The following is a 25,176-nucleotide window of genomic DNA, read 5'->3' as shown; positions in this document are numbered from 1 at the left end:
ACAATGTTGGTATGCGTGTTCCAATATGGTTAAAAGAAAGTGAATAAGATTATTCGAGAAAACATCAAAAATGTGACGACTTTGACAGGATCGCGCCAGTTGACCCTCTGGAAACGCGAGGATTTGCAACATCCTCAGCCGGATGTCGTCGCTGAAGAAGTACCGGTTGCGCTGGTTTACAACGGGATTTCACACGTGGTAATGATGGCGTCACCGAAAGATCTTGAGCACTTTGCGATGGGCTTTTCACTTTCTGAAGGCATTATTGAGCGCCCACAGGATATCTACGCAATGGAAGTGGTTCCTTCCTGTAACGGATTAGAAGTGCAGGTTGAGCTGTCCAGTCGTCGATTTATGGGGCTGAAGGAGCGTCGTCGCGCGCTGGCCGGTCGCACCGGTTGCGGCGTTTGTGGCGTGGAGCAGCTCAATGACATTGGCAAGCCAGTCCAGCCGCTGCCGTTTACCCAGACATTCGATCTGGTGAATCTCGATCACGCTTTACGACATCTCAATGATTTTCAACCCGTGGGGCAACTGACAGGCTGCACGCACGCGGCTGCCTGGGTACAGCCGTCAGGTCATCTGGCGGGCGGGCATGAAGATGTTGGGCGTCATGTTGCGCTGGATAAACTGCTGGGGCGACGCGCAATCGAAGGCGAAACCTGGCAACAGGGTGCGGTATTAGTCTCCAGCCGCGCCAGCTACGAGATGGTGCAGAAGTCGGCGATGTGCGGCGTGGAGATCCTGTTTGCTGTTTCTGCGGCGACAACGCTGGCGGTAGAAGTTGCCGAGCGCTGCAACCTGACGCTGGTGGGCTTTTGCAAACCGGGCAGGGCGACGATTTATACACACCCTGAGCGTCTGATAGCTGAATAACAAGCATTCAATTATTTTGAATAAGACTGGCAAATCCTTCCGCTTTTAGTTGTGCGATGTGAGGGCTATTATTTATCACATCAAGGCACGGTGCCTTACTCAAACAACTAAGTTAAAGGGTTTATATCATGAAAAGCATCAAAACTTTTGTCGCAGTTATCGCTCTGGCTACTTCTTTCGGTTCTTTCGCTGCTCAGACAGTTACCGCAACCGGTTCTACGCTGGAAAGTGCTGAAGCAAAAATTGCCGCCCAGGCTGAACGTGCAGGCGCCAGCGATTATAAAATCACTCAGGCTTACACCGGCAACCGCGTGCACATGACTGCTGAACTGCTGAAATAAGATACCTCAGTACTGTCGAAAGAGCGCCCTTGGGGCGCTTTTTTAGTTTATGCCCGCTATTCTCAGCAATGCGGTCACCACCGCGGCGGCAACGATCACCACAATTAGCGGCAGCTTGCGCCAGGCGAGAAATACCGCGAAGCCAACCCCAAGAACCCGCGCCATACCGGCAAAGTGTTCGCCTTCGTAAAAGGTGGTCGCCAGCGCAACGGAGAACAGTAATACCGTTGCGGCGTCGGAAAGCAGCGCCTGCGAGCGTTCCGAGAACGCTAAACGACCCCCAAGCTTCGCTCCGCCTAAACGCATTAAATAGGTTCCCAGAGATAAGATGGCGATACCGATGATAAACAGCGTCATGTTGCCCATTATTTTTTCCTCGTCAGTAAGCCAAACAGTGAGAGCAAAACCGGTAAACCGACCGGCGCAAAGGGGATGGCGGCAAGCGACAACCCGGCACCGCTACAGGCGCGAATCAGCGTGGTGCGGTTTTTAAAGGCCGGGACCACTAAGGCCAATAAAATAGCAGGGAAGACGGCATCCAGACCGATGGTTTCTGGGGCGGGGAGCAGTTTGCCGACGCCCGCGCCGATCAGTGTGCCAACAGGCCAGAAAATAGCGACGCCCAGACCGCACAGCCAATAGGCTGCTTTACGTTGTTCGGGTGTTTTTTGCGACAGGCCGAATACTACGCTTTCGTCGTTCATGATATGACAGCCGAGGAAACTCGCAGCCCGGGAGCCCACAAGATCGCGCACCGTGACGCCAAACGGGATGTGTCGGGCGTTGACCAGTAAACCGGCAGCCGCAGCCGCCAGTGGGTTACCGCCGCTGGCGACGATGCCGATAAACATAAACTCGGATGCACCCGCTAGCACGGTAATTGAGAGCACAAACGGTACCCACAGCGGGAAGCCGTAGGCCATTGCCAGCGAGCCGTATGACATGCCGACTACGCCGACGGCCAGACAGACTAAAAATATTGCTTTTATTGTGTCGCCTTTGAGACTGGAAAAATAATGTTTCATACCATTTTAGCCATATCGAACGAATTTCCATTATAATGAACGCGACCAGTTAATATTACAAGTCGAACGATTCGTTCGATATAAAGAACATGGAGTCGTGAATGACCCAGCCCATCAGTATGATCGCGAAAAGCCTGGTGCGTGAACGTCAGCGCACCGGTTTGTCATTGGCAGAGATTGCCCGTCGCGCAGGGATTGCAAAATCGACACTCTCGCAATTGGAAGCGGGCAATGGCAATCCTAGCCTGGAAACGCTCTGGTCGCTGTGTGTGGCGTTGGATATTCCCTTTGCGCGCCTGCTGGAACCGCAGGAACAAAAAACGCAGGTGATTCGCCGCGGCGAAGGAACAAAAGTCGTGGCTGAGCAGGCCCACTATCAGGCCATTTTACTGGCCGCCTGCCCACCGGGGGCACGGCGGGATATCTATCTGCTGCTAACGCAGCCGGGCGCGGATCGGATTTCACAGCCGCATCCACCGGGATCGGTTGAACACATCATCGTGACGCAGGGTAAGGCGATGGTGGGATTGACGGAAGCGCCGGAGGAGTTAGGCGAGGGCGACTATATTTGTTACCCCGCTGACCAGGCCCATATCTTTAAAGCGCTGGAGCCTGACACCCAGGCGATTCTGGTTTCTGAGCAGAACTAACTGTTATGTTGCGTTGTGCCGGATGCGGCGCGTTAGCGCCTTATCCGGCCTACAAGACTACTGCAAATAAAACACTTCTTTTAGCTCTGCGCTGACCGGACTGTTGTCTGGGTTGGCCAGCATTACGTCGCGCATATGCTTCCACCAACGTTGGCAAACGTCGGTGCTGGCAATGGCATTCCAGCGTTCTTCGGACTCAATCTCAACGGTGGCGAACAGCAGATTGCGCGCCTGATCGAGATAAATCGCGTAGTGATGGGCGCCGTGTTCTTTCAGCACTTTTTCCAGTTCTGGCCAGATGGGGTTATGACGACGCTGGTACTCAACGTGCGCGTCGGCATTCACCTGCATTATAAAGGCCTTGCGAATCATAACGCCTCCAGATACAGCTCGCGGACCTCGTCGCAGCTGGCGGTGCGCGGGTTGCACGGCGCACACGGATCGGCCAACGCTTTATCCAGCCAGCCCTCAATATCCTCTTTCGTCACGCCAAGTGAACTAAAGCCCGCAGGAATACCGACACGCTTGCTGAGTGCACGAATCGCGTTGATGGCCTCCATACTTGCCGCTTCATCGCTCATGTCACGGGTATCGACGCCCATCGCCTGCGCTACGCGGGCAAAGCGCGCCACGGCGTTTGGACGGTTAAAGTTTTCGATTACCGGCAGCAGGATGGCGTTGCAGACGCCGTGTGGCAGATTATGGGTTGCGCCCGGCTGGTGCGCCAGCGCATGCACCAGACCGAGACCAGCGCTGTTAAAGGCCATCCCCGCCAGATACTGACCAAATGCCATTTGCTCACGCGCGTCGAGATTATGACCGTCGTCGACCGCTTTTGGTAGCCACAGGTTGATCAGGCGAATCGCTTCCAGCGCGTTAGCGTCGGTGAGCGGATGCGCACCAACGGAAACATAGGCTTCCACCGCGTGGGTTAAGGCGTCCATACCGGTTGCGGCGGTGACGGATGCCGGAATGTCCAGCATGACGCTGGCGTCATCCACGGCGATATCCGGGATGATATTCGGGTCGATGATCACCTCTTTGACCTTACGAGCAGAGTCGATAATGACCGCGTTGCTGGTCATCTCTGCTGCCGTACCGGCGGTGGTATTGATGGCGACCAGCGGTACACCCGCATTTTTAACTTTGCCTACGCCGGAGTAAGCAGTAGAAGGGCTGGGGTTGGCGGTCAGGATCTTCACCGCTTTAGCGGTATCGATCGGGCTACCGCCACCGAAGGCAATAATGTAGTGACATTCTGCGTCCTGATACGCCGCGAAACCTTTCTGCACCAGCTCTTCCGTCGGGTTTGGAAACACTTCATCAAACAGGTGGTAAGACATCTGATGTTCATCCAGCGCGGCAAACAGGCTATCCAGCAGGCCCAGTTTTACCAGTTGACCATCGGTGACGATCAGCGCTTTGCCCCATTGTTTATTCGCCACGAGGTTCGCCATATCGGCAATCGCGCCGGTGCCATGCAGGCTAATTTTTGGCAGTGCCAACATAAAGCTCATCATTATTCTCCTTACAATGCCAGTGCGCTTGCCAGCGGCGTCACGCCGAAGCGTTTGCCAAGTGCGATCAGCTCTGCACGCGTAATGGTCTGCTTCATACCGCCCATCGAGTAAATCTTGACCAGAACCTCAGCGGATTTCTCTGCGGTATCGATCAAACCGAACGCTTCGTCGAGGGTGGGTCCACTGCCGAACACGCCGTGGAATGGCCACAGTACCAGCGAGTGTTTCTGCATTTTCTCGGCGGTCGCCTGACCAATTTCATCTGTACCTGGCACCATCCACGGCAGAATGCCAACGCCATCCGGGAACACCACCAGGCACTCGGTGCTGCCTTCCCACAGCTTGCGGGTAATCAGCGCGGTGTTGTTTTCCAGCACGTAGGTCAGAGCGATCAGGTTGGTGGCATGGCAGTGCATGATCACGCGGTCTTTACCGTTCGTCGCTTTAATGCGTTCGCAGTGAGAGAGGAAGTGAGCCGGCAGTTCAGAGGTCGGTACAGCCTCGTGATTCAGGCCCCAGAGGATGTGGTAGCCCGCACCGTCGCTGTCGATTTTCACCACGCCCAAATTGGCTGCTGGATCGAGCTGGACGTTGCGGAAAAATTTCCCCGAACCGGTGACGATAAACGGCGTATTCGCCAGCAGCGGCATCGGCTGACTCAGCGCGATATAGCGTGGTTTTTCGTGGAAATCGGCGCTAAATGGCGCGATATCTGCTTCATCAAGACGCAGCGTCAGGTTACCGCCGTTACGCTCGTCCCAGCCTTTCAGCCACGCATCAGAAGTGGCTTTGATCATCCCCTGGACGAACCAGGAAGTAGTAATGTTTTGCATGTTCGGTGTTCCTGTTTATTGCCCGAACGTTATCGGGTCTTACGTAGGCCGGATAAGCGAAGCACCATCCGGCAATCGTGTTTCATTCATTGCCGGATGGCGACGCGGGGCGTCTTATCCGGCCTACAAGCCTGGTGTCACGGTTAGCTACGTTTGCTCAAAATCTCTTTTTCATAAGTGCGCACGCTGTCCAGCCACTGGCTGCCCGCTGGCGTGTCGTGACGCTGGCAATACATCTCCCAGACGGCCTGCCACGGCAGCGATTTTTGCTCTTCCAGCAGGGCCAGGCGTGCGGTGTAGTCGCCGCTGGCTTCGAGCTGGCGCAGTTGCTCGGTCGGTTCTAACAGCGCGCGCAGCAGGGCTTTTTTCATATTGCGGGTACCGATCACCCACGCGGCGATGCGGTTAATGGAGGCGTCGAAGAAGTCGAGGCCGATGTGTACGCGGTCAAACAGGTTGTGGCGCACGATCTCGCTGGCAATCGCCTGCGTTTCATCATCCAGCAGCACCACGTGATCGCTGTCCCAACGCACCGGACGGCTGACATGCAGCAGCAGGCGCGGCACGTACAGCATGGCGGCGGAGATTTTGTCGGAAATCACTTCGGTCGGATGGAAGTGACCCGCATCCAGACACAGCGCCGTCTGGCGACTGGTGGCGTAACCCATGTAGAACTCGTTAGAGCCGACGGTGTAGCTTTCCGCACCGATGCCAAACAGCTTGCTTTCGACGGCATCGATATGGTGCGCCGGGTCTAGTTTCTCGCTGATCACTTCGTCCAGCGCATCCAGCAGACGCTGGCGCGGCGCTAAACGATCAACGGTGATATCTTTCATGCCATCCGGGATCCAGATGTTCATCACTGATGGCGTACCCAACTGCTCGCCAAAATACGCCGAGACGCGACGGCTGGCTTTGCAGTGATCGATCCAGAACTGGCGAATGGTGTCATCGGCGTGGGCCAGCGTGAAACCGTCGGCGCTCAGCGGGTGTGAGAAGCAGGATGGGTTGAAATCCAGTCCTAACTGATTCGCTTTCGCCCACTCCACCCAGTTTTTAAAGTGCTCAGGTTTGATTTGATCGCGGGCAACCGGCGTATCAGATTCCAGATAGATCGCGTGCAAATTCAGACGTTTTGGACCCGGAATCAGGCTCAGCGCCTGCTCCAGATCGGCCCGCAGTTCGGTGGCGTTACGCGCTTTACCCGGATAGTTACCGGTAGCCTGAATACCGCCAGTGAGCGAACCTTCCGGATTTTCGAAACCGGCGACATCATCGCCCTGCCAGCAGTGCATGGAGACTGGCAGACGATCGAGCTGGCGTAAGGCCGCCTCGACATCAATGCCTACCGCGGCGAAACGCAGTTTTGCCAGTTCCCAGGCTTGTTCAAGTTGAGTGGTCATGCGCAAAGCTCCTTTGTCTGTCGTAGTGATTGAAACTGCGCCTGGTAGCGGGCAATTTCACTTTCAGGATTGGGAATGAAGGTGGTCAGTTCGTAGTTAGCGCGCACCACCTGACGGAAATCATCAACGTTGTTCAGCTCGTCCAGCGTCATCAGCTGGATGCCAATATTGCCGAGCGTGGAGGCCTCAATTGGCCCGGATACCACGCGAATACCGCAGGCATCTGCACACAACTGGTTCAGTAAGGTGTTCTGGCAGCCGCCACCGACAATGTGCAGTTGGCTAAATGCTGCACCACGCAGTTGTGCCAGCTCTTGCAGGATGTCGGCGTACAGCAACGCCAGGCTGTCGAAGATACAGCGCGCCAGTTCGGCGTTTTGCAGGGGTACGGGTTGGCCTGATTCACGGCATGCTGCCTGAATTTCTGCACTCATATCGTCGGGGTTGATAAAGCGGTCGTCGTTCGGGTTTATCAGGAATTGACAGGCCGGCAGCGCTTGCGTTTGGCTGATAAGCGTTGGCAGGTCGGAAATCTGGCGCTCTTTTAATACGCGCTGGAGCAGCCACAGCCCCATAATATTTTTCAGGACACGGTAGCGCCCTTCCGCGCCGCCTTCGTTGGTGATATTCGCCGCCAGCGCCGCATCGTTGGTATACGGCGTTCTGCTCTCAAAGCCCATCAGCGACCAGGTTCCGGAAGAGAGATAGGCGCTGTTTTTGTCGGCCAGCGGAGAAGCTATGACCGCGCTGGCCGTGTCGTGACTGGCGACGGCTACGACCGGAATTTGATTTTTCTGCGGGCAAATCCAGTGACCAATTACGTTCCCCGGATGCGTCGGACGACCAAACCAGGCTTTGTCTGCTCCGGTCCACGCCAGCAGAGTGTCATCCCAGTCGTCGGTATTGATATTGACTAACTGGGTGGTGGTGGCATTGGTGTATTCCCAGTTCATTTTGCCGGTCAGGCGAAAGCTGAAGTAGTCGGGGATCAGTAGGGCATGGGCCACCTGCGGGAGCAGTTCTGGCTGTTGTTCAACCAGCGCACGCAACTGATACAGGGTGTTAAAGGGCAGAAACTGAATGCCGCTACGGCGGTAAATTTCACCTTTACCCGGCTGCGCCATCGCTTGCGCCATAATGCCGGTCGTGCGGCTATCACGGTAAGAGACCGGCAGACCGACACGTTGACCGACGTTATCGATCAGAACGTAATCCACGCCCCAGGTATCAATGCCGATGCTGTCTATCCGAATGCCTTCATCGCAGACTTTTTTCAGGCCAAGACGAATATCGTTTTCCAGGCTGTCGATGTCCCAGGTGTCAAAACCGTCTGTTTTTTGCAGGCAGTTCACGAAGCGGTGGATTTCACGCAGCGTCAGGGTGCTGTGTTCACTGTCGTAACGCGCCAGCATTACGCGCCCACTGGATGCGCCGAGATCGACTGCGACACAATGGCGAAAAGTCATAGCGAGGTCCTTCTGAGTTTTATTGCACTCAGTCTAAGAACCCCAGATAACGCGTACCTTCTTGACAGTGACAGCCACAATTAGCGGCTGGCAACATGGCAAAGGTGAATGTGATGCTGTTCACAATTTCTATTAATAGGGTCGGTTTTAGCGGATGTGACGTCTTCCGCAATTCCCGATCTTTCCCGCCATTTCTTGAAGAATTGACCGTGTTTACGCACTTTGGCGTCAAAAATTTAAGGTGAGGGTGATAACCCTTAATTACTATTCAGCCATGTTCATTTGATCGGGAAGGATGTCATCATGACGATATTGCATTGCGTGGATTTTTTTCCGACAGGTAAAGCGCCAGTGGCTATTGAACCGCGGCTTCCTCAACCTGCGTTTCCAGAACATCATCATGATTTTCATGAAATTGTGGTGGTCGAACATGGAACGGGGATCCATGTGTTCAACGGACAGCCTTACACCATCAGCGGCGGTACGGTGTGTTTCGTTCGCGATCATGACCGGCATTTATATGAACATACTGACAATCTGTGCCTGACCAATGTGTTGTATCGCTCCCCGGATGCGTTTCAATTTCTGGCTGGGCTGAATCAGCTTTTACCTCAGGAACAGAATGGGCAGTATCCTTCGCACTGGCGGGTGAATCAGGGTGTGTTGCAGCAGGTTCGACAACTGGTGGGGCAGATGGAAGCGCTCGGTGAGGGGATGGACACACCAACGGCGGCAAATCGCGAGATCCTGTTTATGCAGCTGCTGGTGCTGCTGCGTAAAAGCAGCCTGATGGAAGCAGCGACCGATAACGACGCGCGGCTTAACCTCCTGATGGCGTGGCTGGAAGATAACTTTGCCGACGAGGTATGTTGGGAGGCGCTGGCCGAGAAGTTTTCCCTCTCTTTGCGTACTCTTCATCGCCAGCTCAAACAGCAAACCGGATTGACGCCGCAGCGCTACCTTAACCGCTTGCGGCTGATCAAGGCTCGGCATCTGCTTCGTCACAGTGATGATAGCGTGACAGACATCGCTTATCTCTGCGGATTCGGCGACAGTAACCACTTTTCGACGCTATTTCGCCGTGAGTTCGAGTGGTCGCCACGCGATATTCGTCAGGGGCGCGATCTCATGGCGGGAAGCAGCCTGCAGTAACGCGAAAGCTATCACCGTTTTTTACCGCCCGTTTGCTGATAATCATACCCTTTCATGCCGGATGGCGGCTGCGCCTTATCCGGCCTACGTAGATGCCCTGCCCGGTAGGCCGGATAAGCGCAGCGCATCCGGCAAGCGTTCAGGTTGAGGTGATGTGATGGCGGATCATCTGATCCTTCTGAAATCAGACTTTTTTGCGCATGAGCAGCAGGCTGTTGCCGTGGCTGACCGCTATCCGCAGGATGTCTTTGCTGAGCATACCCATGAATTTTGCGAGCTGGTTCTGGTCTGGCGCGGTAATGGCCTGCATGTCCTTAACGATCGCCCGTACCGGATAACCCGTGGCGATCTGTTTTACATTCGCGCCGAAGATAAACACTCCTACACTTCCGTTAACGACCTTGTGCTGCAAAATATCATCTACTGTCCGGAGCGGTTGACGCTGAATGTTGACTGGCAAGGGGCGATCCCCGGATTTGATGGTGCGCCAAGGCACCCGCACTGGCGACTCGGTAGCGTTGGCATGAGCCAGGTCAGACAGGTGATAAGCCAGCTTGAGCATGAAAGTAATCAACGGGATGCGCAGGCTTTTACCATGGCTGAGCTGCTGTTCGGGCAACTGGTGACCCACCTTAAGCGGCATCGTTATGCCACGGATACGCTCCCGGCGACGTCGAGCGAAACGCTGCTGGATAAACTGATCACCGCGTTAGCCGGTAGCCATGAGCATGCGTTCGAACTGAATAAGTTTTGCGAGCGCGAACGGTGCAGCGAGCGCGTTTTGCGCCAGCAGTTTCGCAGCCAGACCGGCATGACCATCAACCAGTATCTCCGCCAGGTGCGGGTTTGCCATGCGCAGTATCTTCTCAAGCATAGTCGGTTGATGATTAGTGAGATTTCCATGCGCTGCGGCTTTGAGGACAGTAACTACTTTTCGGTGGTGTTCACGCGCGAAACCGGGATGACGCCGAGCCAGTGGCGTCATCTCAGCACCCAACATGATTAGCTGGCCATTCCCAGACCCACAATGTTTGCCGCGACAATGATCACCACGCAGCCAAGGCTTAGCACACTGACCGGACGTCGTCCTGCATTGCTCCACTCTTTCATGATCAGGCCCACGATACCACCGCACAGGACGTAGAAGCTCATGTGCAGCATCCAGCTCATATAGTCATATTGCGCTGGAATTTTGGCATGGCCCCAGGCGTAAAAGAAGAACTGGAGATACCACATCAGACCAGCAAGCGCCGAGAACAGGATGTTGCTGATAATCAGCGGTTTGGCTAACGAGAAGTCGGCTTTTACTGACAGATTTTTCATTTTTGCCAGACGAATGAAGCAGTATCCCAGATTGATTACCGCACCGCCGCCCATGATGACGACGTAGCTTGGCAGGGCGACATACAGCGGATCGATACCGAGTGCTGCAGCGGCTTCGTGCATGGGTTTAGCGGCATCCATAGCAAAGGACATCCCCGCGGAGAAAAAGCCGCACATCACCGCCAGTATCAGACCTTTTTTCAGATTGAACTCTTCGGCTTTGATGCCCATCTTGCGCTCTTTTAACTGTCCGGCACGGGTGACAATCGCCACGCCGATCAGGGCGACCAGCACGCCGAGCAGGGTCATTCGCCCACCAGGCGTGCCGATGAGCACGTCAAATTTACCGGCAATGATTGGCGTCATTAAGGTGCCAACAATCAGCGTAATGCCGATAGCGATCCCGATCCCCATCGACATACCGAGGTAACGCATGGTCAGACCATAGTTGATGTTACCAATCCCCCACATGGCACCGAACAAAAATACCGGCAGCAGTGTGGACGCGCTAAATGAACTGTAATAGGTCCAGAAGTCCGGCAGCAGGATCGCGCTGACGAGCCAGGGAAGGATTAGCCATGATACAAAGCCACCGATGGACCACATGGTTTCCCAGGACCAGTGTTGTACCTTTTTAAAGGGGGCATAGAAACAAGCGGCACTAGCGGCACCGATAAGATGCCATATTATCCCCATCGTAATTGCGTTACCCATTCTGTTTCCTTTTGAATTATCGATTTGGCAGGATGAAAATCACCCGTTTTGATATTCAAAAGTCTAAAGAGTGAGCAATAAATTAACCTTCAGCATGCTGCCGCGTGATGAGTAATGCTGGCAAAATTCAGGGGATGAAAGGGATGTTGATCACAAATGCAGCTCCGCCCCTCTTTTTGTGAAGGGCGGAAATATTGAGGATTAGCAGATTCTTACTGCCTGAATACCCAGTAACCAGGCGAGTTTTTCCAGTACCTCACCATGATGCCCCAGGCCAATACTGCAATGATGGGCTGGGCCGCCCATGCACCATTGCGTGGTGAACTCGCGAGCCGATAACGGGAAGCGATAGCGGCTGTTGGTGTTGCCGATATCCAGAACTTCGCCTGCCACAGCTTCACCTTCGGCATACTGTAAACGCACCCCGTTTTCGGCATCTTCAATTACCGAAAGAAAGGTTACCGGGCCAGACTTCACGGTCATCTGGATGGACACACCTTTGCCGGGTTTACCATGATAAACCGGCAGCGGCACCAGACTCACCGGACCATCCGCCATTAGAGGATGCGCCGGACCGTCATGTCCCCACAAAACAACGTCATCGATAAATTCAATACCATAGGGTTCTGAGAATGAACCTCCAGCCCCTAAAAGTTGCTGAATTTTCATCGCCAGCACATTTTTGATTTCATATTCTCCCGCTACGGGAATACCACGGTGGGTAAGCAGCGTATTGCCGAGAATGATTGAGGTGATGATGTTCTCGTAAGCGTTACCGTTACGACCCTCATAGTAATAGGCGAGTGCGCCAAGCTTATTCCGGGCAATCAGTTTATCCATGGCACAGGCAGTGGTGAGTGCGCGGTCAAGCTCTGCAGGCTCGCATGCTGCATCCAACTGAAGTACACGGTGCATTTCCTGTTGTTTAGCATGGAGGTCTGTCTCGCTGACCTGCTCGCGATATTCCGCCAACTCACACATCTCCAGCGGCTTAAAGCGAACGCCCATTTTGGCGGACAAGTTCGTCATATTGCTGTAAACGTCCACCATGCCGTCATAATAGTGTCCGAGGACGCCGACCTGACAATTTGCCAGCATTTGTCGCGTGTTAAGGGCTTGTAGCCACTGCGCAGTTTGTTGCCAGACGTACTCATCACCCTGTAGTGCGCCAACGATCAATTGAAAGCGGATATTCGCACGGTTAAACACATTTGCCAGTTCGGGGGCGCTGCAGGCCTGACAGTGCGCCAGCCACTCTCCAGTACGCCCGCCCCGATCGGGAATTTGACGGATAGTTGAATAGGGCAGTCCTGGCTCTGGCTGTAGGGCCAGAATAATGACCGGTTTATTGATGCTCTGCACAAGGGGGAGCACCGTTGAGCTGAGCGCGTAGGTGCTGATGTAAAGGCAGACCGCATCGACTGACTGCTGTTGCAACCGCTTGATAAGGGCATCGGCTTTATCGACGTTATCAATCAGGCCGCCATTAATCACGGTGGCTTGTTGTGCCGTCAGACGCTCATCAATTGTTTGCAGATAGCCCTGAAGACGTGACTCCAGGCCTGTAAACTGGGGCCAGTATGTGTCGAGGCCGATACCAAAAAGGGCAATGTTGACAGACATAGCAATATTTCCTTGTGAGATAATTCTCAGACTATGTCGTGCTTTATCTCCCATGTCCTTCATGTCGCTGCCTGTTTTCTACACAGGTTGGCAAAATTCACCTGATTTTCCCAGTGATGCTCACACTTTTACCGCATAATAGCCCTGTAAAAAGTACGGCATTGATAATCATTTTCAATATCATTTAATTAACTATAATGACCCAACTGCTTACGCGGCGTTAACACAGGCCGCCCGACAATACTGGAGATGATTATGAGTTATACACTGCCATCCCTGCCGTACGCTTATGATGCCCTTGAACCGCACTTCGATAAGCAGACGATGGAAATCCACCATACCAAACACCACCAGGCTTACGTAAACAACGCGAACGCTGCGCTGGAAAGCCTGCCAGAATTCGCCAGCCTGTCCGCTGAAGAGCTGATCACCAAACTGGATCAACTGCCAGCAGACAAGAAAACCGTACTGCGTAACAACGCGGGCGGTCACGCTAACCACAGCCTGTTCTGGAAAGGCCTGAAAATCGGTACTACGTTGCAGGGTGACCTGAAAGCGGCTATCGAACGTGACTTTGGCTCCGTTGACAACTTCAAAGCTGAATTTGAAAAAGCAGCGGCAACCCGCTTTGGCTCCGGCTGGGCGTGGCTGGTGCTGAAAGGTGACAAACTGGCTGTTGTTTCCACCGCCAACCAGGATTCCCCGCTGATGGGTGAAGCTATCTCTGGCGCTTCCGGTTTCCCAATCGTGGGCCTGGATGTTTGGGAACACGCGTACTACCTGAAATTCCAGAACCGTCGCCCGGACTACATCAAAGAGTTCTGGAACGTCGTGAACTGGGACGAAGCTGCCGCGCGTTTCGCAGCAAAAAAATAAGTTCTATGCTTTAACGAAGCCCTGCAAGCGATGCTTGTGGGGTTTTTTTGTGATCAAACTCAATATAAAAACAATGATCCACTTAAATTGAAACAATGTTTTATTATGCGAGTGGGATCACTTTTATAGTCTCTATGAATGTCTATCTTCTTTTCATCAAGACGGGCGCATCTCAAAGCAAGATGCAATCGCCCATAAAAATTGCCCCATTTTTATGTCTACAGGTGATGGAAATGCAGATCAAACGTACGATAGAGAAAATCCCAGGCGGTATGATGCTGGTGCCGCTTTTCCTGGGCGCGTTGTGTCACACCTTTTCCCCCGGCGCCGGGAAATACTTCGGCTCCTTTACCAACGGTATGATCACCGGTACGGTACCTATCCTGGCGGTCTGGTTCTTTTGCATGGGGGCGTCGATCAAGCTAAGCGCCACCGGCACCGTGCTGCGTAAATCAGGTACGTTAGTCATAACCAAGATTCTGGTGGCGTGGGTGGTTGCAGCGATTGCCTCACGCATTCTGCCGGAACATGGCGTAGAGGTCGGATTCTTCGCTGGGTTGTCTACGCTGGCGCTGGTGGCCGCCATGGATATGACCAACGGCGGGTTGTATGCCTCGATTATGCAGCAGTACGGCACCAAAGAAGAGGCTGGGGCGTTTGTCCTTATGTCGCTGGAGTCTGGCCCGCTGATGACCATGGTGATTCTGGGAACTGCCGGGATCGCGTCGTTTGAACCGCACGTATTTGTTGGCGCAGTATTGCCGTTCCTGATTGGCTTTGCGCTGGGGAATCTGGACCCTGAACTGCGGGAGTTTTTCAGCAAAGCGGTGCAAACACTGATCCCGTTCTTTGCCTTCGCATTAGGTAACACTATTGATTTGAGCGTGATTGCTCAGACCGGCGTGCTGGGTATTTTGCTGGGCGTGGCAGTGATTATCATCACTGGTATTCCATTGATTATCGCCGATAAACTGATTGGTGGTGGCGATGGTACGGCGGGGATTGCGGCTTCCAGTTCTGCGGGGGCAGCGGTTGCTACGCCTGTGCTGATTGCTGAAATGGTTCCGGCATTTAAACCGATGGCACCGGCAGCAACTTCCCTGGTCGCCACGTCGGTGATTGTGACCTCCATTCTGGTGCCGATTATCACGTCTATCTGGTCGAAAAGGGCCAAAGCAAGGGCGGCAGAAATTGATCTTCGTGGCACCGTGAAGTAAGTCTCTTAAGCCGGATGGTCTGCACCATCCGGCTTAATTATTTACCCTTTGACGACAAACACCTCATCGATTGTTCTACACTCACTCTCGTTCAACTCTCCACCGGCATTACGTGACACGCCGGAGCAATAGCCAAACTTACGCGATACCACGGTTTTGATGGTGGTGACAAAATCTTCGCCGATGGCATAGATGGACATATAGGTGCCAATCTGGTCCTGAATATCGCGAAGCGCTGCCAGGTCGCCCTGTTTAAACGCTTCCCGCGCGCTGACAAACAGTTCCGGCATGACGTTGTTCAACCCTGAAATAATCCCTGCGCCACCTGCCAACAGGTTGGGAATATAGTATTCGTCGTAGCCGGACAGCACGGCAAAATCCTCCCGCACGGCGCGGGTGGTCTGAATCATACTGCGAGTATGAGACTGGCAGTCGACGGTGTCTTTGATACCAGCGAAATTCGGGAACTCAGCGGCGAGGGAGGCAACCAGCTCGGGGGTTAAATCGCAGCCGGTGCGTGCCGGGAAGTTATAGGCAAACCATTTGCCGCTGAGTTTCTGCCCCAACTGACGGAAGTAGCTCAGCAGCTGTTTCGCCGTTTGTCCGTAGTAGTAGGGCGGCAGGATCATCACGGCATCGTAACCTGAGCGATACGCTTCCTGCGCCATCAACAATACATCATTCTGGCAGGTGGATGAGACGTTGGCGACCATCTTCAGCGAGCTCATGGCGCGGGCCTCGCGGATCAGCAGCAGCCTTTCTTCGAGCGTAAAGGAAGCAAATTCCCCGATGCTGCCCATCAGCAAAATCACGTCGATTTTGGCCTCGGTAAGGCGTTTGAGATGCTGGCTTAGACCGTTGAGATCGATCTTACCGTCATTGTCCATTGGCGTAATGGAAGGACACCAGACGCCAGCAAATTGCGATTGATCAGTCACGTTGTCGACTCCTTATTTGAAATGATGTTTCAAAACCAGCTTACATTGATAGCATGTGTCCCTAAGTTTCATGTGAACCGTGCTCTCATTTTGAGCGACTGGGGTAAAATAAATGTGGTGTAATGGGGGAAATTTATCGGGAGAGGGAACAGATGCGATATCCGGTCGATGTTTTTACGGGCAAAGTTCGGGACTACACGGGAAGCCGTCCCAGCGCGATTGCTAAAGTCCAGATTGACGGCGAGCTGATGCTGACCGAACTGGGGCTGACGGGAGATGAACAGGCGGAAGCGAAAATTCATGGCGGGCCGGATCGCGCGCTGTGTCACTATCCGCGTGAACACTATCAGCACTGGAGACAAGCGTTTCCGGAGCAGGCGGAGCTATTTGTCGCGCCCGCGTTTGGTGAGAACCTCTCTACTGAGGGGCTGACTGAAGAGAATGTGTATATTGGTGACATTTTCCAGTGGGGAGAGGCGTTGATTCAGGTCACGCAGCCGCGCTCGCCGTGCTTTAAGTTGAATTTCCATTTTGGCATCAGCGATATGGCCTGCCAGATGCAGGATGCAGGTAAGACGGGCTGGCTGTGCAGCGTCGTCGCGGCAGGGCTGGTATCTGCAGATGCGCCGTTGATCCTGGCGTCACGCGTGAGCGACGTCAGCGTGCGGGAGGCAATTGCTATCGCCTGGCATATGCCGTTTGATGATTCGCAATATCACCGTTTACTGTCGGCTGCCGGGTTATCAAAAAGTTGGACCAGAACGATGCAAAAGCGTCGTTTAAGCGGCAAGATCGAAGACAATTCCCGCCGTTTGTGGGGGAAATAGCCCACGTCAGTCCCTGCAATTAAATCAGGTGGCGACACCTGATTTACCTCTCCCCCGCGGTTCATTTCCCTGCATACAAAACCGGGCAAAAACCTGCCGGTCACGGTTTGCTTCAAAGCCATTCTTGATACCTGGTCCACAAAAAGAAACTCTGCGTTGAAAAAAAACTTGAGTATTTCCTGCACTCAAATATCTTAGCTTCAAATTGGTTTAAACCAGATTAGCGAAATGAAAAAGAAAAACAATGTTGATGTGCTCAGAGAGCGCTTTGAAAGCTGGTTAAACGAGAAGAATTTACCAGCGGGGTCCAAACTGCCTTCGGAGAGGGAGTTATGTGAGCTTCTGGATGCAAAGCGTATGACCTTACGTCAGGTTTTGATTGAGCTCGAGATCGATGCGCGTATTTTCCGCAAGAACCGCAGTGGTTGGTTTATTTCGTCGAAGCGATTTATTTATAACCCTAAATCACTTTCCAGCTTCAATGCTGAAGCCTGTGCTCAGGGACGTGAACCTTTTTGGGATTATTTAACCAAAGAAACCATTGAAACAGCCCCGCATCATGTTGATGATGTTTTTCTCTCCTCCGGCGATCGCTATTTAGTTACTGGCTGGTGCGGTCTTGATTCACATAAAGTGTTTTACCATGAATCCTATATTGATGCCGATGTTGCGCCTGGATTCATTAATAAATTGGGCAATCAGTCTTTTGCCAGCGTCTGGGAAGATGCATTTGGCTATGTTTTAAATATCAAAGAAATGATTTTTAAACCGGTCAATATGCCAGAAGTGGCCTGCAAAGAGCTGGGAGTTGCGCCTAATACGTATGGAATTTTAGTAGAAAAACATCGGGCTACCCAAGATAAAAAAGTGGTTCAGGTTGATTTCGAATACTGGCGACTTGAATCAGTGGAGCTTGTTATTCGTGATGAATGAGAAAAATAATGGGAAAATATAACAAAGAACTTCTTGCCGAACGCGCGAGAAATATACCGCTGTACCTACATGCTTATGCTTTTCATCTGAATATGCGCTACGAGAGAGTCCTGCCGGGGGATCTTCTGGATATTGCGTATCAGCAAAAATTGAAGGGTGTAAAAATACATGTTGAGGATGGTGAGTCCCAATCACTGCAGAAACTGAACGATCAGCAGCTACACGATTTTAAAGAGAAGGCCAAAAAATATAATCTGGATGTGCATATCGAAACGAGCGCATCGGATAAGGCGACATTGACGGATGCAATCCGTATTGCTGTTGCTACTGGTGCAACTTCAGTGCGTTTCTACCCGCGTTATGAAGGGCATCTGAACGATGTTATGGCGAAGATTGCCAATGATATTGCGTGGCTGTCTCAGTATGACGATTGCGGACTAAGCTTTACTATCGAACAGCATGAAGATCTGCAAGGCCATGAGCTGGTGACGCTGGTTAACAATAGCGGGATGAAAAATCTCTCTATTCTGTTTGATTTTGGCAACATGATTAATGCTAATGAACAGCCGCTTTCTGCGTTAGAGGTTATGTCTCCATTAATCACTCAGGTGCATATCAAAGACGCCAAAATTATTAAAGAAGGTAAAGGCTGGGGGCATGAGGCTTGTCGTTCAGGACACGGCGATTTACCTATGGAAGAGATGCTCAAGGCATTATTACTTTTAGGTGAAGATAAACCGCAAGTACATGCTTTTGGTCTGGAAGAAGAAGTTGAATATTATGCCCCTGCATTTCGCTTCGACGATGAGGGTGATAATCCCTGGATCCCATGGCGCGATGCAAGTTATACACCGCTGCCTGACAGTAATATGATTGATGCGCGACTGGCGCAGGAAAAAGAGCATGCTCTTGCGCAAATCAAATATATTCGCGATTTATGCGATAAATTTATAACTAATCAATAAATTTCTTTAAATATTATTAAATGTAAGAATGACTATGCAAATAGTCTATCTGTTTTATTGATTAAATATTTTAATTAAATATTTCTCTCAACAAGCAATGAGGGTTTAATTATGTTCATGAATAAATGGGCAAGGCTCTGCTTTTTAATTTTAGGCGGCGGCACGATATTCAAGCTTTCAAGTATGAAAGATGTTTTCTATGTGCCAATGCAGAATGACTGGGGTTTAACCAATACGCAAATTGGCTTGAGTTTTACGGTTTATACGATTGTTCAGACAACCGGGCTTTTTCTTTCGCTCTATATCGCAGATCGTTACTCCAAGAAAATATTATTACCGTTAGGTCTGATTGGTGTTGGGTTATGTGGCTTATATCTGGCAACGCTACCGTCATTTACCGGCTATCTCATTTGCTTTGCCGCGATGGCTTTCTTTGCCGATGTGGTTTATTGGCCGGTATTACTGAAAGCCGTACGTCTGCTGGGAACGAAAGAAGAACAAGGGCGCATGTTTGGCTTTTTGGAGGCTGGACGCGGTGTGGTAGACGTCATTGTCGCTTCTGGTGCCCTGTTTGTCTTCGTCCATTTTGGTGAGGGGAAAGCGGGCATGCAGGCGGGGCTGCTGTTTTATACGCTCATCACCATTGCGGCTGGTATTGTGACCTACTTTATTGTCGATAATGACGAAGTTAAAGGCGGCGAGAAAACCAGTGCCAACATGGAAGTGTTAAAGGGTATCAAACATGTTTTATCCTGCCCTAACGTTTGGCTGGCTTCTTTAGGTATTTTCTTCGTTTACGCCGCGTACTGTGGACTGACTTACTTTATTCCGTTCTTAAAAGATATCTATATGCTGCCGGTAGCACTCGTTGGCGCGTACGGCATCATCAACCAGTATGCGTTAAAAATGGTAGGTGGGCCGATTGGTGGAATGTTGGCAGATAAAGTTGCTAAATCACCGACAGTGTATCTGAAGTGGACGTTCCTGATCTCTGCTGTTGCGATGCTTGTGTTCATGCAGTTACCGCATCAAACAATGAACGTGTATATCGGTATGGTGGCGACATTAGGGTTCGGAGCGATTATCTTCTCACAGCGCGCCATTTTCTTCGCGCCGATGGATGAGATCGGTACCCCACGTGAGTATGCGGGCTCGGCAATGGCATTTGGTTGCATCATCGGTTATATGCCAGCGATGTTTGCGTACACCTTGTACGGCTATTTGCTGGATACCAATAGCGGCATCACTGGCTACAACTATGTCTTTAGCGTGATGATTGCGTTCAGCTTAATGGGCTTTATCTGCTCGACCATTCTGGTGAAGCGAATTAAAAAGCAAAAGCTAGCGGCTGCAGCTGCGGCGGCATAACGTGAATGCTTCCCCGGTAATCATGTCGTACCGGGGAAGCCTGTTAAGCGCGTTTATACAGCGGTAACCAAATCACCAGCCGTAAACCACCCAGCGGGCTGTCTTCGGCCTTCACCCAGCCACGATGCTGCTGGATTGCGGTTTCAACAATCGCCAGACCCAGACCTGTTCCGCCAGACTCGCGATCGCGCGCCTCATCGGTACGATAGAACGGACGGAAAATCTGTTCTCTGTCTTCAGGGCTTACACCTGGGCCATCGTCGTCCACGGTGATGGTAATCCCGTCGATATCCACCGCGAAGCCAACTTCAATCTTCGTATGTGAATAGCGCAGGGCATTGCGCACAATGTTTTCCAGCGCACTTTCCAACGCATTTGGGTTACCGTACAGCGGCCACGGGCCCGGCGGGAAATTCACCGTGAGCGATTTACCCATCTGCTCAGCTTCAAAGGCGGCGTTATCCAGCACTTCGCCCCACAGCTGATTAGCTTTCACCGTTTCACTGACCAGCGCGTTTTTCTGCTGATTACGTGACATCACCAGTAGGTCGTTGATCATGCTGTCTAGTCGGTGTGCTTCTGTTTCAATGCGCTCCAGCTCTTTGCTCTCACCGCTACGACGGCGCAGCAGAGCGGTGCCTAGTTGCAGACGCGTTAGCGGTGTTCTCAGCTCGTGAGAGATGTCCGACAGCAGACGTTGCTGCGTGGTCATCATCCGTTCCAGCGCCGTCACCATCTGGTTAAAGCTGGCACCTGCCGCCAGAAACTCCTGCGGACCGGCTTCCAGCTCCGGATGTTGACGCAGGTTGCCCTGGGCCACTTCATCCGCCGCGTTTTTCAACTTACGCGCTGGTTTCGCCAGACTCCAGGCAAGCCAGAGCAATAGCGGAGAGCTGACTAACATGGTGACGATCAGCAACAACAGCGGTCGGTCAAACAGCAGGTTGATAAAGTCAGATTGTGAGCTGCTGGCTGGTCGAATGAGATACAGCTGGTAGTTATCTTCACCGTCTCTGACGGAGAAAGGCCCGACCATCTCAACGCGACCGTATTTTTTCTTTTGCGGATGGTCGGCGTTATCGGCCTGACCAATAAAGTTACGAATGATCTGCATTTCATTGCGTTCTGCGCCGATCACGCGTCCTTCCGTCGTAACAAGTAATAACCGCTGTCCTGGCGGCGCCCACTTGTCTATCGCCCGAAACAAGCGACGCCACCACATCAAATCGTTGGGTGGATCGTTCGCCAGTTCAGCTTCAACGTGTTGCTCAATCATTAACCCCTGGCGCTGCTCGCTGTCCAGTAGCTCGGTCATCTGGCGTGAGTCGAGCTTGGGTAACATCAGTACCAACATCAACACCAGTGCCAGCGTCAACCAGAAGATGGCAAAGATGCGCGCGGTTAAGCTCCCTATCATGAAGCGGAAACCATCAGGTAGCCGCGACCACGCAGGGTTTTAAACCACGGGTGTCCGTCTTTACGCTCTGGCAGCTTACGACGCAGGTTCGAGATATGCATATCGATAGCGCGATCGAAAGGCGTCAGGCGTTTACCCAGCACTTCCTGGCTCAGGTGCTCACGCGAAACCACCTGACCGAGATGCTGTGCCAGCAAATAAAGCAGGGTGAATTCGGTGCCGGTGAGCTCCAGGATTTGCCCGTCAAAGCTGGCTTCCTGGCGACCAGGATTAAGGCTTAACGCATCTACTTCCAGAGTCGGCGAGCCGTTATCGCTGTTCTGCTGCTGTTCGCTCCAGTGTGAGCGACGCAGAATAGCGCGGATGCGCGCGACCAGTTCACGGTCGTTAAACGGTTTGGGTAAATAGTCGTCCGCGCCCAGCTCAAGGCCAAGTACGCGATCCAATTCGCTGCCGCGAGCGGTCAGCATGATTACGGGTGTCTGGTGTGTCTGACGAAGTGCTTTCAGCGTATCAATGCCGTTTTTCTTCGGCATCATGACGTCGAGCAAAAGTAAATCGATGCTGTCATCCAGAAGCTCAAGCGCCTGTTCCCCATCATAGGCAACCAGCACATCGAAACCTTCCATTTCGAGCAACTCCTTTAACAGGGAAGTCAGCTCTCGGTCATCATCAACTAACAGGATTTTATTCATTGTTTACGTACCTCCGAGGCAGAAATTACGTCATCAGGCGTCGCTAATCTATGACTTTACGTTGTTTTACACCCCCTGACGCATGTTTGCAGCCCGAATCGTAAACTGTCTCTCGTTGAATCGCGACAGAAAAGATTTTGGGAGCAAGTGATGGGCAAAGTTAGCGCTGCCGTCATGGCCTCAACGCTGGCACTCAGTACATTTAGCCATGCAGCTGAAGTCGTCACAGGCGATCACTGGCACCTGGGTGAAGGCTCATCGCAACGTAGCGTTCAGAGCCACATGTTTGACGGTATCAGTTTAACCGAACATCAACGTCAACAGATGCGAGATTTAATGCAGCAGGCAAGACACGAACAGCCTCCTGTTAATGTTAGCGAAATGGAGACAATGCATCGCCTTGTCACCGCAGAGAAATTTGATGAAAGCGCAGTGCGCGCTCAGGCAGAAAGAATGGCGCAAGAACAGGTTGCCCGCCAGGTTGAAATAGCCAGGATCCGCAACCAGATGTATCGCCTGTTAACGCCCGAGCAGCAAGCGGTTTTAAATGAGAAACATGAACAACGAATGGAGCAACTGCGCGACGTAGCGCACTGGAAAAAAAGCTCATCGTTGAATTTATTGAGTAGTAGCAACTCACGTTCCCAGTAGTAACCCTGTTTTCCTTGCCATAGACACCATCCCTGTCTTCCCCCACATGATGTGGGGGTTTTTTTTGCCCAAATTAAATCGGATTACCAAAGATAAGCAGCTACTTACAGAAGATATTTGGAGCTTATAAACGCTTTTGTTATGCGTGATTGACCTCAATGTAACTGACTGCCTTTATGTAGAGCCGTGTAATCTGATAATAATGCTTAGCTTTTTCCTAAATCCAACACAGTACCATCATTGGTAATGATAAAGGTGTAGTAGCGGTTTTTTCCATTTAAGGTATAGCTTGCGCCATACACTAACCCTTTTTCTAAATTTACCGTAAAGCAGGTACTTGGGTAGGTGAGATACTTAAAATCGCCGACTAATAATTTTTTATATTCTCTACCATTAGTTGATAGAATATAGCGGGTTAATACATCATTTTTATCTATGGTAAAGCAAACGCGACTGCCATCTACGTAGATCGCCCGTCGTTCGCCGGACTCTGCACCCTCTCTACCTTTCCCTGGGCATCCGGCCAGAAATAAAAGTATAGGAAGAAAAAAGATCGACTTCTTCATATCGGAAAATCCCCTAATACCTTTTCATATTTCTGTATTAACTCCAGCTCAGGTTCTTCTGGGTCATAATCACGGTAAACATACAGATCGCTATGTCCATCAAACCCATAATGCTTTAACAACCAGTAATCGCTGACTAATGATGCTTGCTGCTCCAGCCTGCAATCAAGTAAGTTTTTTTCATTTAGGCTGTATGTATAATCAGCTGCCCATGAGAACGCCCCGCGTGTTCGTACCCACATTCCATATTGGTGCTGCCAAACATGCATCATTTCATGTAAAAAAAGATGCTGAGCATTTGGAGTTTGCTGTTTTGTTGGCATCGAGAAATCATCTTCGTATTTTATTTTTCTAAACCACATTTCGCCGTTGGGCGTCATCGCCTGGCCGGGGTTTTGACTATCAAAAGGAAGATAACTTTCCAGATGAACCCAAACTTGATGGTAAAGAATGCTGAAGCCAAAGAGCGAGTTTGCAAGATTTATCTCGCCAAGCCTTAACCTACGCAGCCCTCCTTCTTGGATCGGTTTCCAGTCAATAGAATTAGGGTAATACGTCATCTTAATCCCTCAAGATATGTTGATTGAGTGTTTATCGTACACCTAAAGTAAATCAGCATTGGAAGAGTTATAGAGAGGTCTTAAAAACTCAGAATAAAACGTATTCAGCTGACGTATGGTCATGCTGATCCGGCTGTAAGATAGGCCGTAATGTAGATTTTTTATTAGAATAAATTTTTAATTTAAGTGTTGCTATGTATTGCTACAACATTCCATCCCTGTCTTCCCTCACATGATGTGAGGGGGGGCCAAAATTTGTCACTCGGTTATTGCCTGACTGTTTTACTTCATCCGTTATACTAGCGGCATATTCTGGCTGGAGTGTTTATGAATCATACCTATGGGCGGCTGGTGAGCCGGGCGGCAATCGCGGCGACCGTGATGGCATCGCTGTTACTTTTGATCAAAATTTTCGCGTGGTGGTACACCGGATCGGTCAGTATTCTGGCTGCACTGGTGGATTCTCTGGTGGACATCGCGGCGTCGTTAACCAACCTGTTGGTGGTGCGCTATTCGCTGCAACCGGCCGATGATGAACATACGTTCGGACACGGAAAAGCGGAATCACTGGCGGCGCTGGCGCAAAGCATGTTTATTTCCGGTTCGGCGCTGTTTTTATTCCTGACCGGGATTCAGCATCTCATCCAACCGACGCCGATGAAAGATCCCGGCGTTGGGGTGGTTGTCACCATCATTGCGTTAGTGTGTACAATCATTCTGGTCTCGTTTCAGCGCTGGGTAGTGAAGCGTACGCAAAGTCAGGCCGTTCGGGCAGATATGCTTCATTATCAGTCTGATGTTATGATGAACGGTGCGATTCTCATTGCGCTCGGGCTGGCATGGTACGGCTGGCATCGTGCGGATGCCTTGTTTGCGCTCGGGATTGGCATCTATATTTTATATAGTGCATTACGCATGGGGTATGAGGCAGTGCAATCTTTGCTGGATCGCGCTTTACCCGATGAGGAACGTCAGGAAATTATTGATATCGTGACGTCATGGCCTGGGGTCAGCGGCGCTCACGATCTTCGCACGCGGCAGTCAGGGCCGACCCGCTTTATTCAGATTCATTTGGAAATGGAAGATAATCTGCCGCTCGTTCAGGCGCATTTAGTGGCTGAACAGGTTGAGCAGGCAATTTTACGGCGTTTCCCGGGATCAGATGTCATCATTCATCAGGATCCCTGTTCAGTCGTACCCAAGGAAGGCAAGGTGTTTGAGCTTTCATAATTCGTTG

The 25,176-nt window shown here is 51.7% G+C and carries 27 protein-coding genes; 13 read left to right on the top strand and 14 right to left on the bottom strand.

The features are described 5' to 3' along the window. The first annotated feature begins 39 nt into the window (after window positions 1-39). Entirely contained in the window at window positions 40-876 is an 837-nt protein-coding gene (gene fdhD / locus GFB57_RS03690) for a formate dehydrogenase accessory sulfurtransferase FdhD (RefSeq protein WP_003028711.1), read from the top strand. Window positions 877-1,004: 128 nt separating this feature from the next. After that, window positions 1,005-1,217 (top strand): DUF1471 domain-containing protein, encoded by a 213-nt coding sequence (locus GFB57_RS03685; protein ID WP_003825262.1) that lies wholly within the window; start codon window positions 1,005-1,007, stop codon window positions 1,215-1,217. A gap of 42 nt (window positions 1,218-1,259) precedes the next feature. On the opposite strand, the gene GFB57_RS03680 is transcribed toward GFB57_RS03685, so the two are convergent. Beyond that, complete coding sequence (locus GFB57_RS03680; protein WP_003028717.1) at window positions 1,260-1,583, bottom strand: AzlD domain-containing protein; 324 nt, start codon at window positions 1,581-1,583, stop codon at window positions 1,260-1,262. Further along, on the bottom strand, window positions 1,583-2,242 hold the full coding sequence (locus GFB57_RS03675) for an AzlC family ABC transporter permease (protein ID WP_003028720.1): 660 nt from the start codon (window positions 2,240-2,242) through the stop codon (window positions 1,583-1,585). Before GFB57_RS03675 ends, GFB57_RS03680 begins: the two co-directional genes overlap by 1 nt. Window positions 2,243-2,343: 101 nt before the next feature. Between GFB57_RS03675 and GFB57_RS03670 the strand changes: the two genes are divergently transcribed. Beyond that, window positions 2,344-2,892: an XRE family transcriptional regulator gene (locus GFB57_RS03670; protein WP_003028726.1), complete on the top strand. Its 549-nt coding sequence runs from the start codon at window positions 2,344-2,346 to the stop codon at window positions 2,890-2,892. A gap of 57 nt (window positions 2,893-2,949) precedes the next feature. Here the strand turns inward: GFB57_RS03670 and rhaM are convergent, their stop codons facing one another. The 5 genes from rhaM to rhaB all read right to left on the bottom strand — a co-directional run bounded on the left by rhaM (window position 2,950) and on the right by rhaB (window position 8,114). Continuing rightward, on the bottom strand, window positions 2,950-3,264 hold the full coding sequence (gene rhaM / locus GFB57_RS03665; RefSeq protein ID WP_003028728.1) for an L-rhamnose mutarotase: 315 nt from the start codon (window positions 3,262-3,264) through the stop codon (window positions 2,950-2,952). After that, entirely contained in the window at window positions 3,261-4,409 is a 1,149-nt protein-coding gene (fucO, locus tag GFB57_RS03660; protein ID WP_290366972.1) for a lactaldehyde reductase, read from the bottom strand. The genes rhaM and fucO overlap by 4 nt, the downstream gene beginning before the upstream one ends. Window positions 4,410-4,420: 11 nt before the next feature. Continuing rightward, entirely contained in the window at window positions 4,421-5,245 is an 825-nt protein-coding gene (gene rhaD, locus GFB57_RS03655; RefSeq protein ID WP_003028730.1) for a rhamnulose-1-phosphate aldolase, read from the bottom strand. A gap of 143 nt (window positions 5,246-5,388) precedes the next feature. Further along, a complete protein-coding gene (gene rhaA, locus GFB57_RS03650; protein WP_003028731.1) occupies window positions 5,389-6,648 on the bottom strand; it encodes an L-rhamnose isomerase in 1,260 nt (419 codons plus the stop codon). Then, on the bottom strand, window positions 6,645-8,114 hold the full coding sequence (gene rhaB, locus GFB57_RS03645; RefSeq protein ID WP_003028733.1) for a rhamnulokinase: 1,470 nt from the start codon (window positions 8,112-8,114) through the stop codon (window positions 6,645-6,647). The genes rhaA and rhaB overlap by 4 nt, the downstream gene beginning before the upstream one ends. A 303-nt stretch (window positions 8,115-8,417) precedes the next feature. Between rhaB and rhaS the strand changes: the two genes are divergently transcribed. Beyond that, window positions 8,418-9,266, top strand: coding sequence for an HTH-type transcriptional activator RhaS (gene rhaS, locus GFB57_RS03640; RefSeq protein ID WP_003028734.1), 849 nt, complete (start codon window positions 8,418-8,420; stop codon window positions 9,264-9,266). Between the two features lie 157 nt (window positions 9,267-9,423). Continuing rightward, a complete protein-coding gene (gene rhaR, locus GFB57_RS03635) occupies window positions 9,424-10,272 on the top strand; it encodes an HTH-type transcriptional activator RhaR (RefSeq protein WP_003028735.1) in 849 nt (282 codons plus the stop codon). Here the strand turns inward: rhaR and rhaT are convergent. Both rhaT and GFB57_RS03625 read right to left on the bottom strand, forming a co-directional pair. Beyond that, on the bottom strand, window positions 10,269-11,303 hold the full coding sequence (gene rhaT / locus GFB57_RS03630; RefSeq protein WP_003028737.1) for an L-rhamnose/proton symporter RhaT: 1,035 nt from the start codon (window positions 11,301-11,303) through the stop codon (window positions 10,269-10,271). The two genes, rhaR and rhaT, sit on opposite strands and share 4 nt — an antisense overlap. A 201-nt stretch (window positions 11,304-11,504) precedes the next feature. Next, entirely contained in the window at window positions 11,505-12,926 is a 1,422-nt protein-coding gene (locus GFB57_RS03625; RefSeq protein WP_016151266.1) for an L-fucose/L-arabinose isomerase family protein, read from the bottom strand. A gap of 255 nt (window positions 12,927-13,181) precedes the next feature. Here GFB57_RS03625 and sodA point away from each other — a divergent pair, with 255 nt between their 5' ends. Both sodA and kdgT read left to right on the top strand, forming a co-directional pair. Then, window positions 13,182-13,802, top strand: a complete 621-nt coding sequence (gene sodA, locus GFB57_RS03620; protein ID WP_008323178.1) for a superoxide dismutase [Mn] — start codon at window positions 13,182-13,184, stop codon at window positions 13,800-13,802. Between the two features lie 233 nt (window positions 13,803-14,035). Further along, the gene (gene kdgT / locus GFB57_RS03615; protein WP_003028743.1) at window positions 14,036-15,019 is read left to right on the top strand and encodes a 2-keto-3-deoxygluconate transporter; all 984 of its coding nucleotides are present in this window, start codon (window positions 14,036-14,038) and stop codon (window positions 15,017-15,019) included. 41 nt (window positions 15,020-15,060) lie between these two features. On the opposite strand, the gene GFB57_RS03610 is transcribed toward kdgT, so the two are convergent. Then, window positions 15,061-15,957 carry a dihydrodipicolinate synthase family protein gene (locus GFB57_RS03610; protein WP_003028746.1) on the bottom strand — a complete coding sequence of 299 codons (897 nt, stop codon included), beginning with the start codon at window positions 15,955-15,957 and terminating at the stop codon, window positions 15,061-15,063. A gap of 152 nt (window positions 15,958-16,109) precedes the next feature. Here GFB57_RS03610 and yiiM point away from each other — a divergent pair, with 152 nt between their 5' ends. The 4 genes from yiiM (at window position 16,110) to GFB57_RS03590 (ending at window position 20,050) form a co-directional block, all read left to right on the top strand. Then, on the top strand, window positions 16,110-16,784 hold the full coding sequence (yiiM, locus tag GFB57_RS03605) for a 6-hydroxyaminopurine reductase (protein ID WP_003028749.1): 675 nt from the start codon (window positions 16,110-16,112) through the stop codon (window positions 16,782-16,784). 228 nt (window positions 16,785-17,012) lie between these two features. Continuing rightward, window positions 17,013-17,717 carry a GntR family transcriptional regulator gene (locus GFB57_RS03600; RefSeq protein WP_003028751.1) on the top strand — a complete coding sequence of 235 codons (705 nt, stop codon included), beginning with the start codon at window positions 17,013-17,015 and terminating at the stop codon, window positions 17,715-17,717. A gap of 8 nt (window positions 17,718-17,725) precedes the next feature. Next, the gene (locus tag GFB57_RS03595) at window positions 17,726-18,682 is read left to right on the top strand and encodes a TIM barrel protein (protein WP_003028753.1); all 957 of its coding nucleotides are present in this window, start codon (window positions 17,726-17,728) and stop codon (window positions 18,680-18,682) included. 117 nt (window positions 18,683-18,799) lie between these two features. After that, the gene (locus GFB57_RS03590; RefSeq protein WP_085952513.1) at window positions 18,800-20,050 is read left to right on the top strand and encodes an MFS transporter; all 1,251 of its coding nucleotides are present in this window, start codon (window positions 18,800-18,802) and stop codon (window positions 20,048-20,050) included. A gap of 43 nt (window positions 20,051-20,093) precedes the next feature. Here GFB57_RS03590 and cpxA read toward each other — a convergent pair whose 3' ends face one another. Both cpxA and cpxR read right to left on the bottom strand, forming a co-directional pair. Continuing rightward, window positions 20,094-21,467: an envelope stress sensor histidine kinase CpxA gene (cpxA, locus tag GFB57_RS03585; protein WP_003028758.1), complete on the bottom strand. Its 1,374-nt coding sequence runs from the start codon at window positions 21,465-21,467 to the stop codon at window positions 20,094-20,096. Beyond that, a complete protein-coding gene (gene cpxR, locus GFB57_RS03580) occupies window positions 21,464-22,162 on the bottom strand; it encodes an envelope stress response regulator transcription factor CpxR (RefSeq protein ID WP_003028763.1) in 699 nt (232 codons plus the stop codon). Before cpxR ends, cpxA begins: the two co-directional genes overlap by 4 nt. A gap of 150 nt (window positions 22,163-22,312) precedes the next feature. Here cpxR and cpxP point away from each other — a divergent pair, with 150 nt between their 5' ends. Next, window positions 22,313-22,813 (top strand): cell-envelope stress modulator CpxP, encoded by a 501-nt coding sequence (cpxP, locus tag GFB57_RS03575; protein ID WP_003028767.1) that lies wholly within the window; start codon window positions 22,313-22,315, stop codon window positions 22,811-22,813. 206 nt (window positions 22,814-23,019) lie between these two features. Here cpxP and GFB57_RS03570 read toward each other — a convergent pair whose 3' ends face one another. Together GFB57_RS03570 and GFB57_RS03565 are read right to left on the bottom strand one after the other, a co-directional pair. After that, window positions 23,020-23,379: a putative T6SS immunity periplasmic lipoprotein gene (locus GFB57_RS03570; protein ID WP_003028770.1), complete on the bottom strand. Its 360-nt coding sequence runs from the start codon at window positions 23,377-23,379 to the stop codon at window positions 23,020-23,022. After that, on the bottom strand, window positions 23,376-23,939 hold the full coding sequence (locus GFB57_RS03565; RefSeq protein WP_003028772.1) for a hypothetical protein: 564 nt from the start codon (window positions 23,937-23,939) through the stop codon (window positions 23,376-23,378). The genes GFB57_RS03570 and GFB57_RS03565 overlap by 4 nt, the downstream gene beginning before the upstream one ends. A gap of 327 nt (window positions 23,940-24,266) precedes the next feature. On the opposite strand from GFB57_RS03565, the gene fieF reads away from it, so the two are divergent. Then, entirely contained in the window at window positions 24,267-25,169 is a 903-nt protein-coding gene (fieF, locus tag GFB57_RS03560) for a CDF family cation-efflux transporter FieF (protein ID WP_003028775.1), read from the top strand. Window positions 25,170-25,176: the final 7 nt, after the last annotated feature.

Source organism: Citrobacter sp. S39, from assembly GCF_009495675.1.
GTDB lineage: Bacteria > Pseudomonadota > Gammaproteobacteria > Enterobacterales > Enterobacteriaceae > Citrobacter > Citrobacter freundii.
This window is presented reverse-complemented; position numbering and strand designations above follow the sequence as displayed.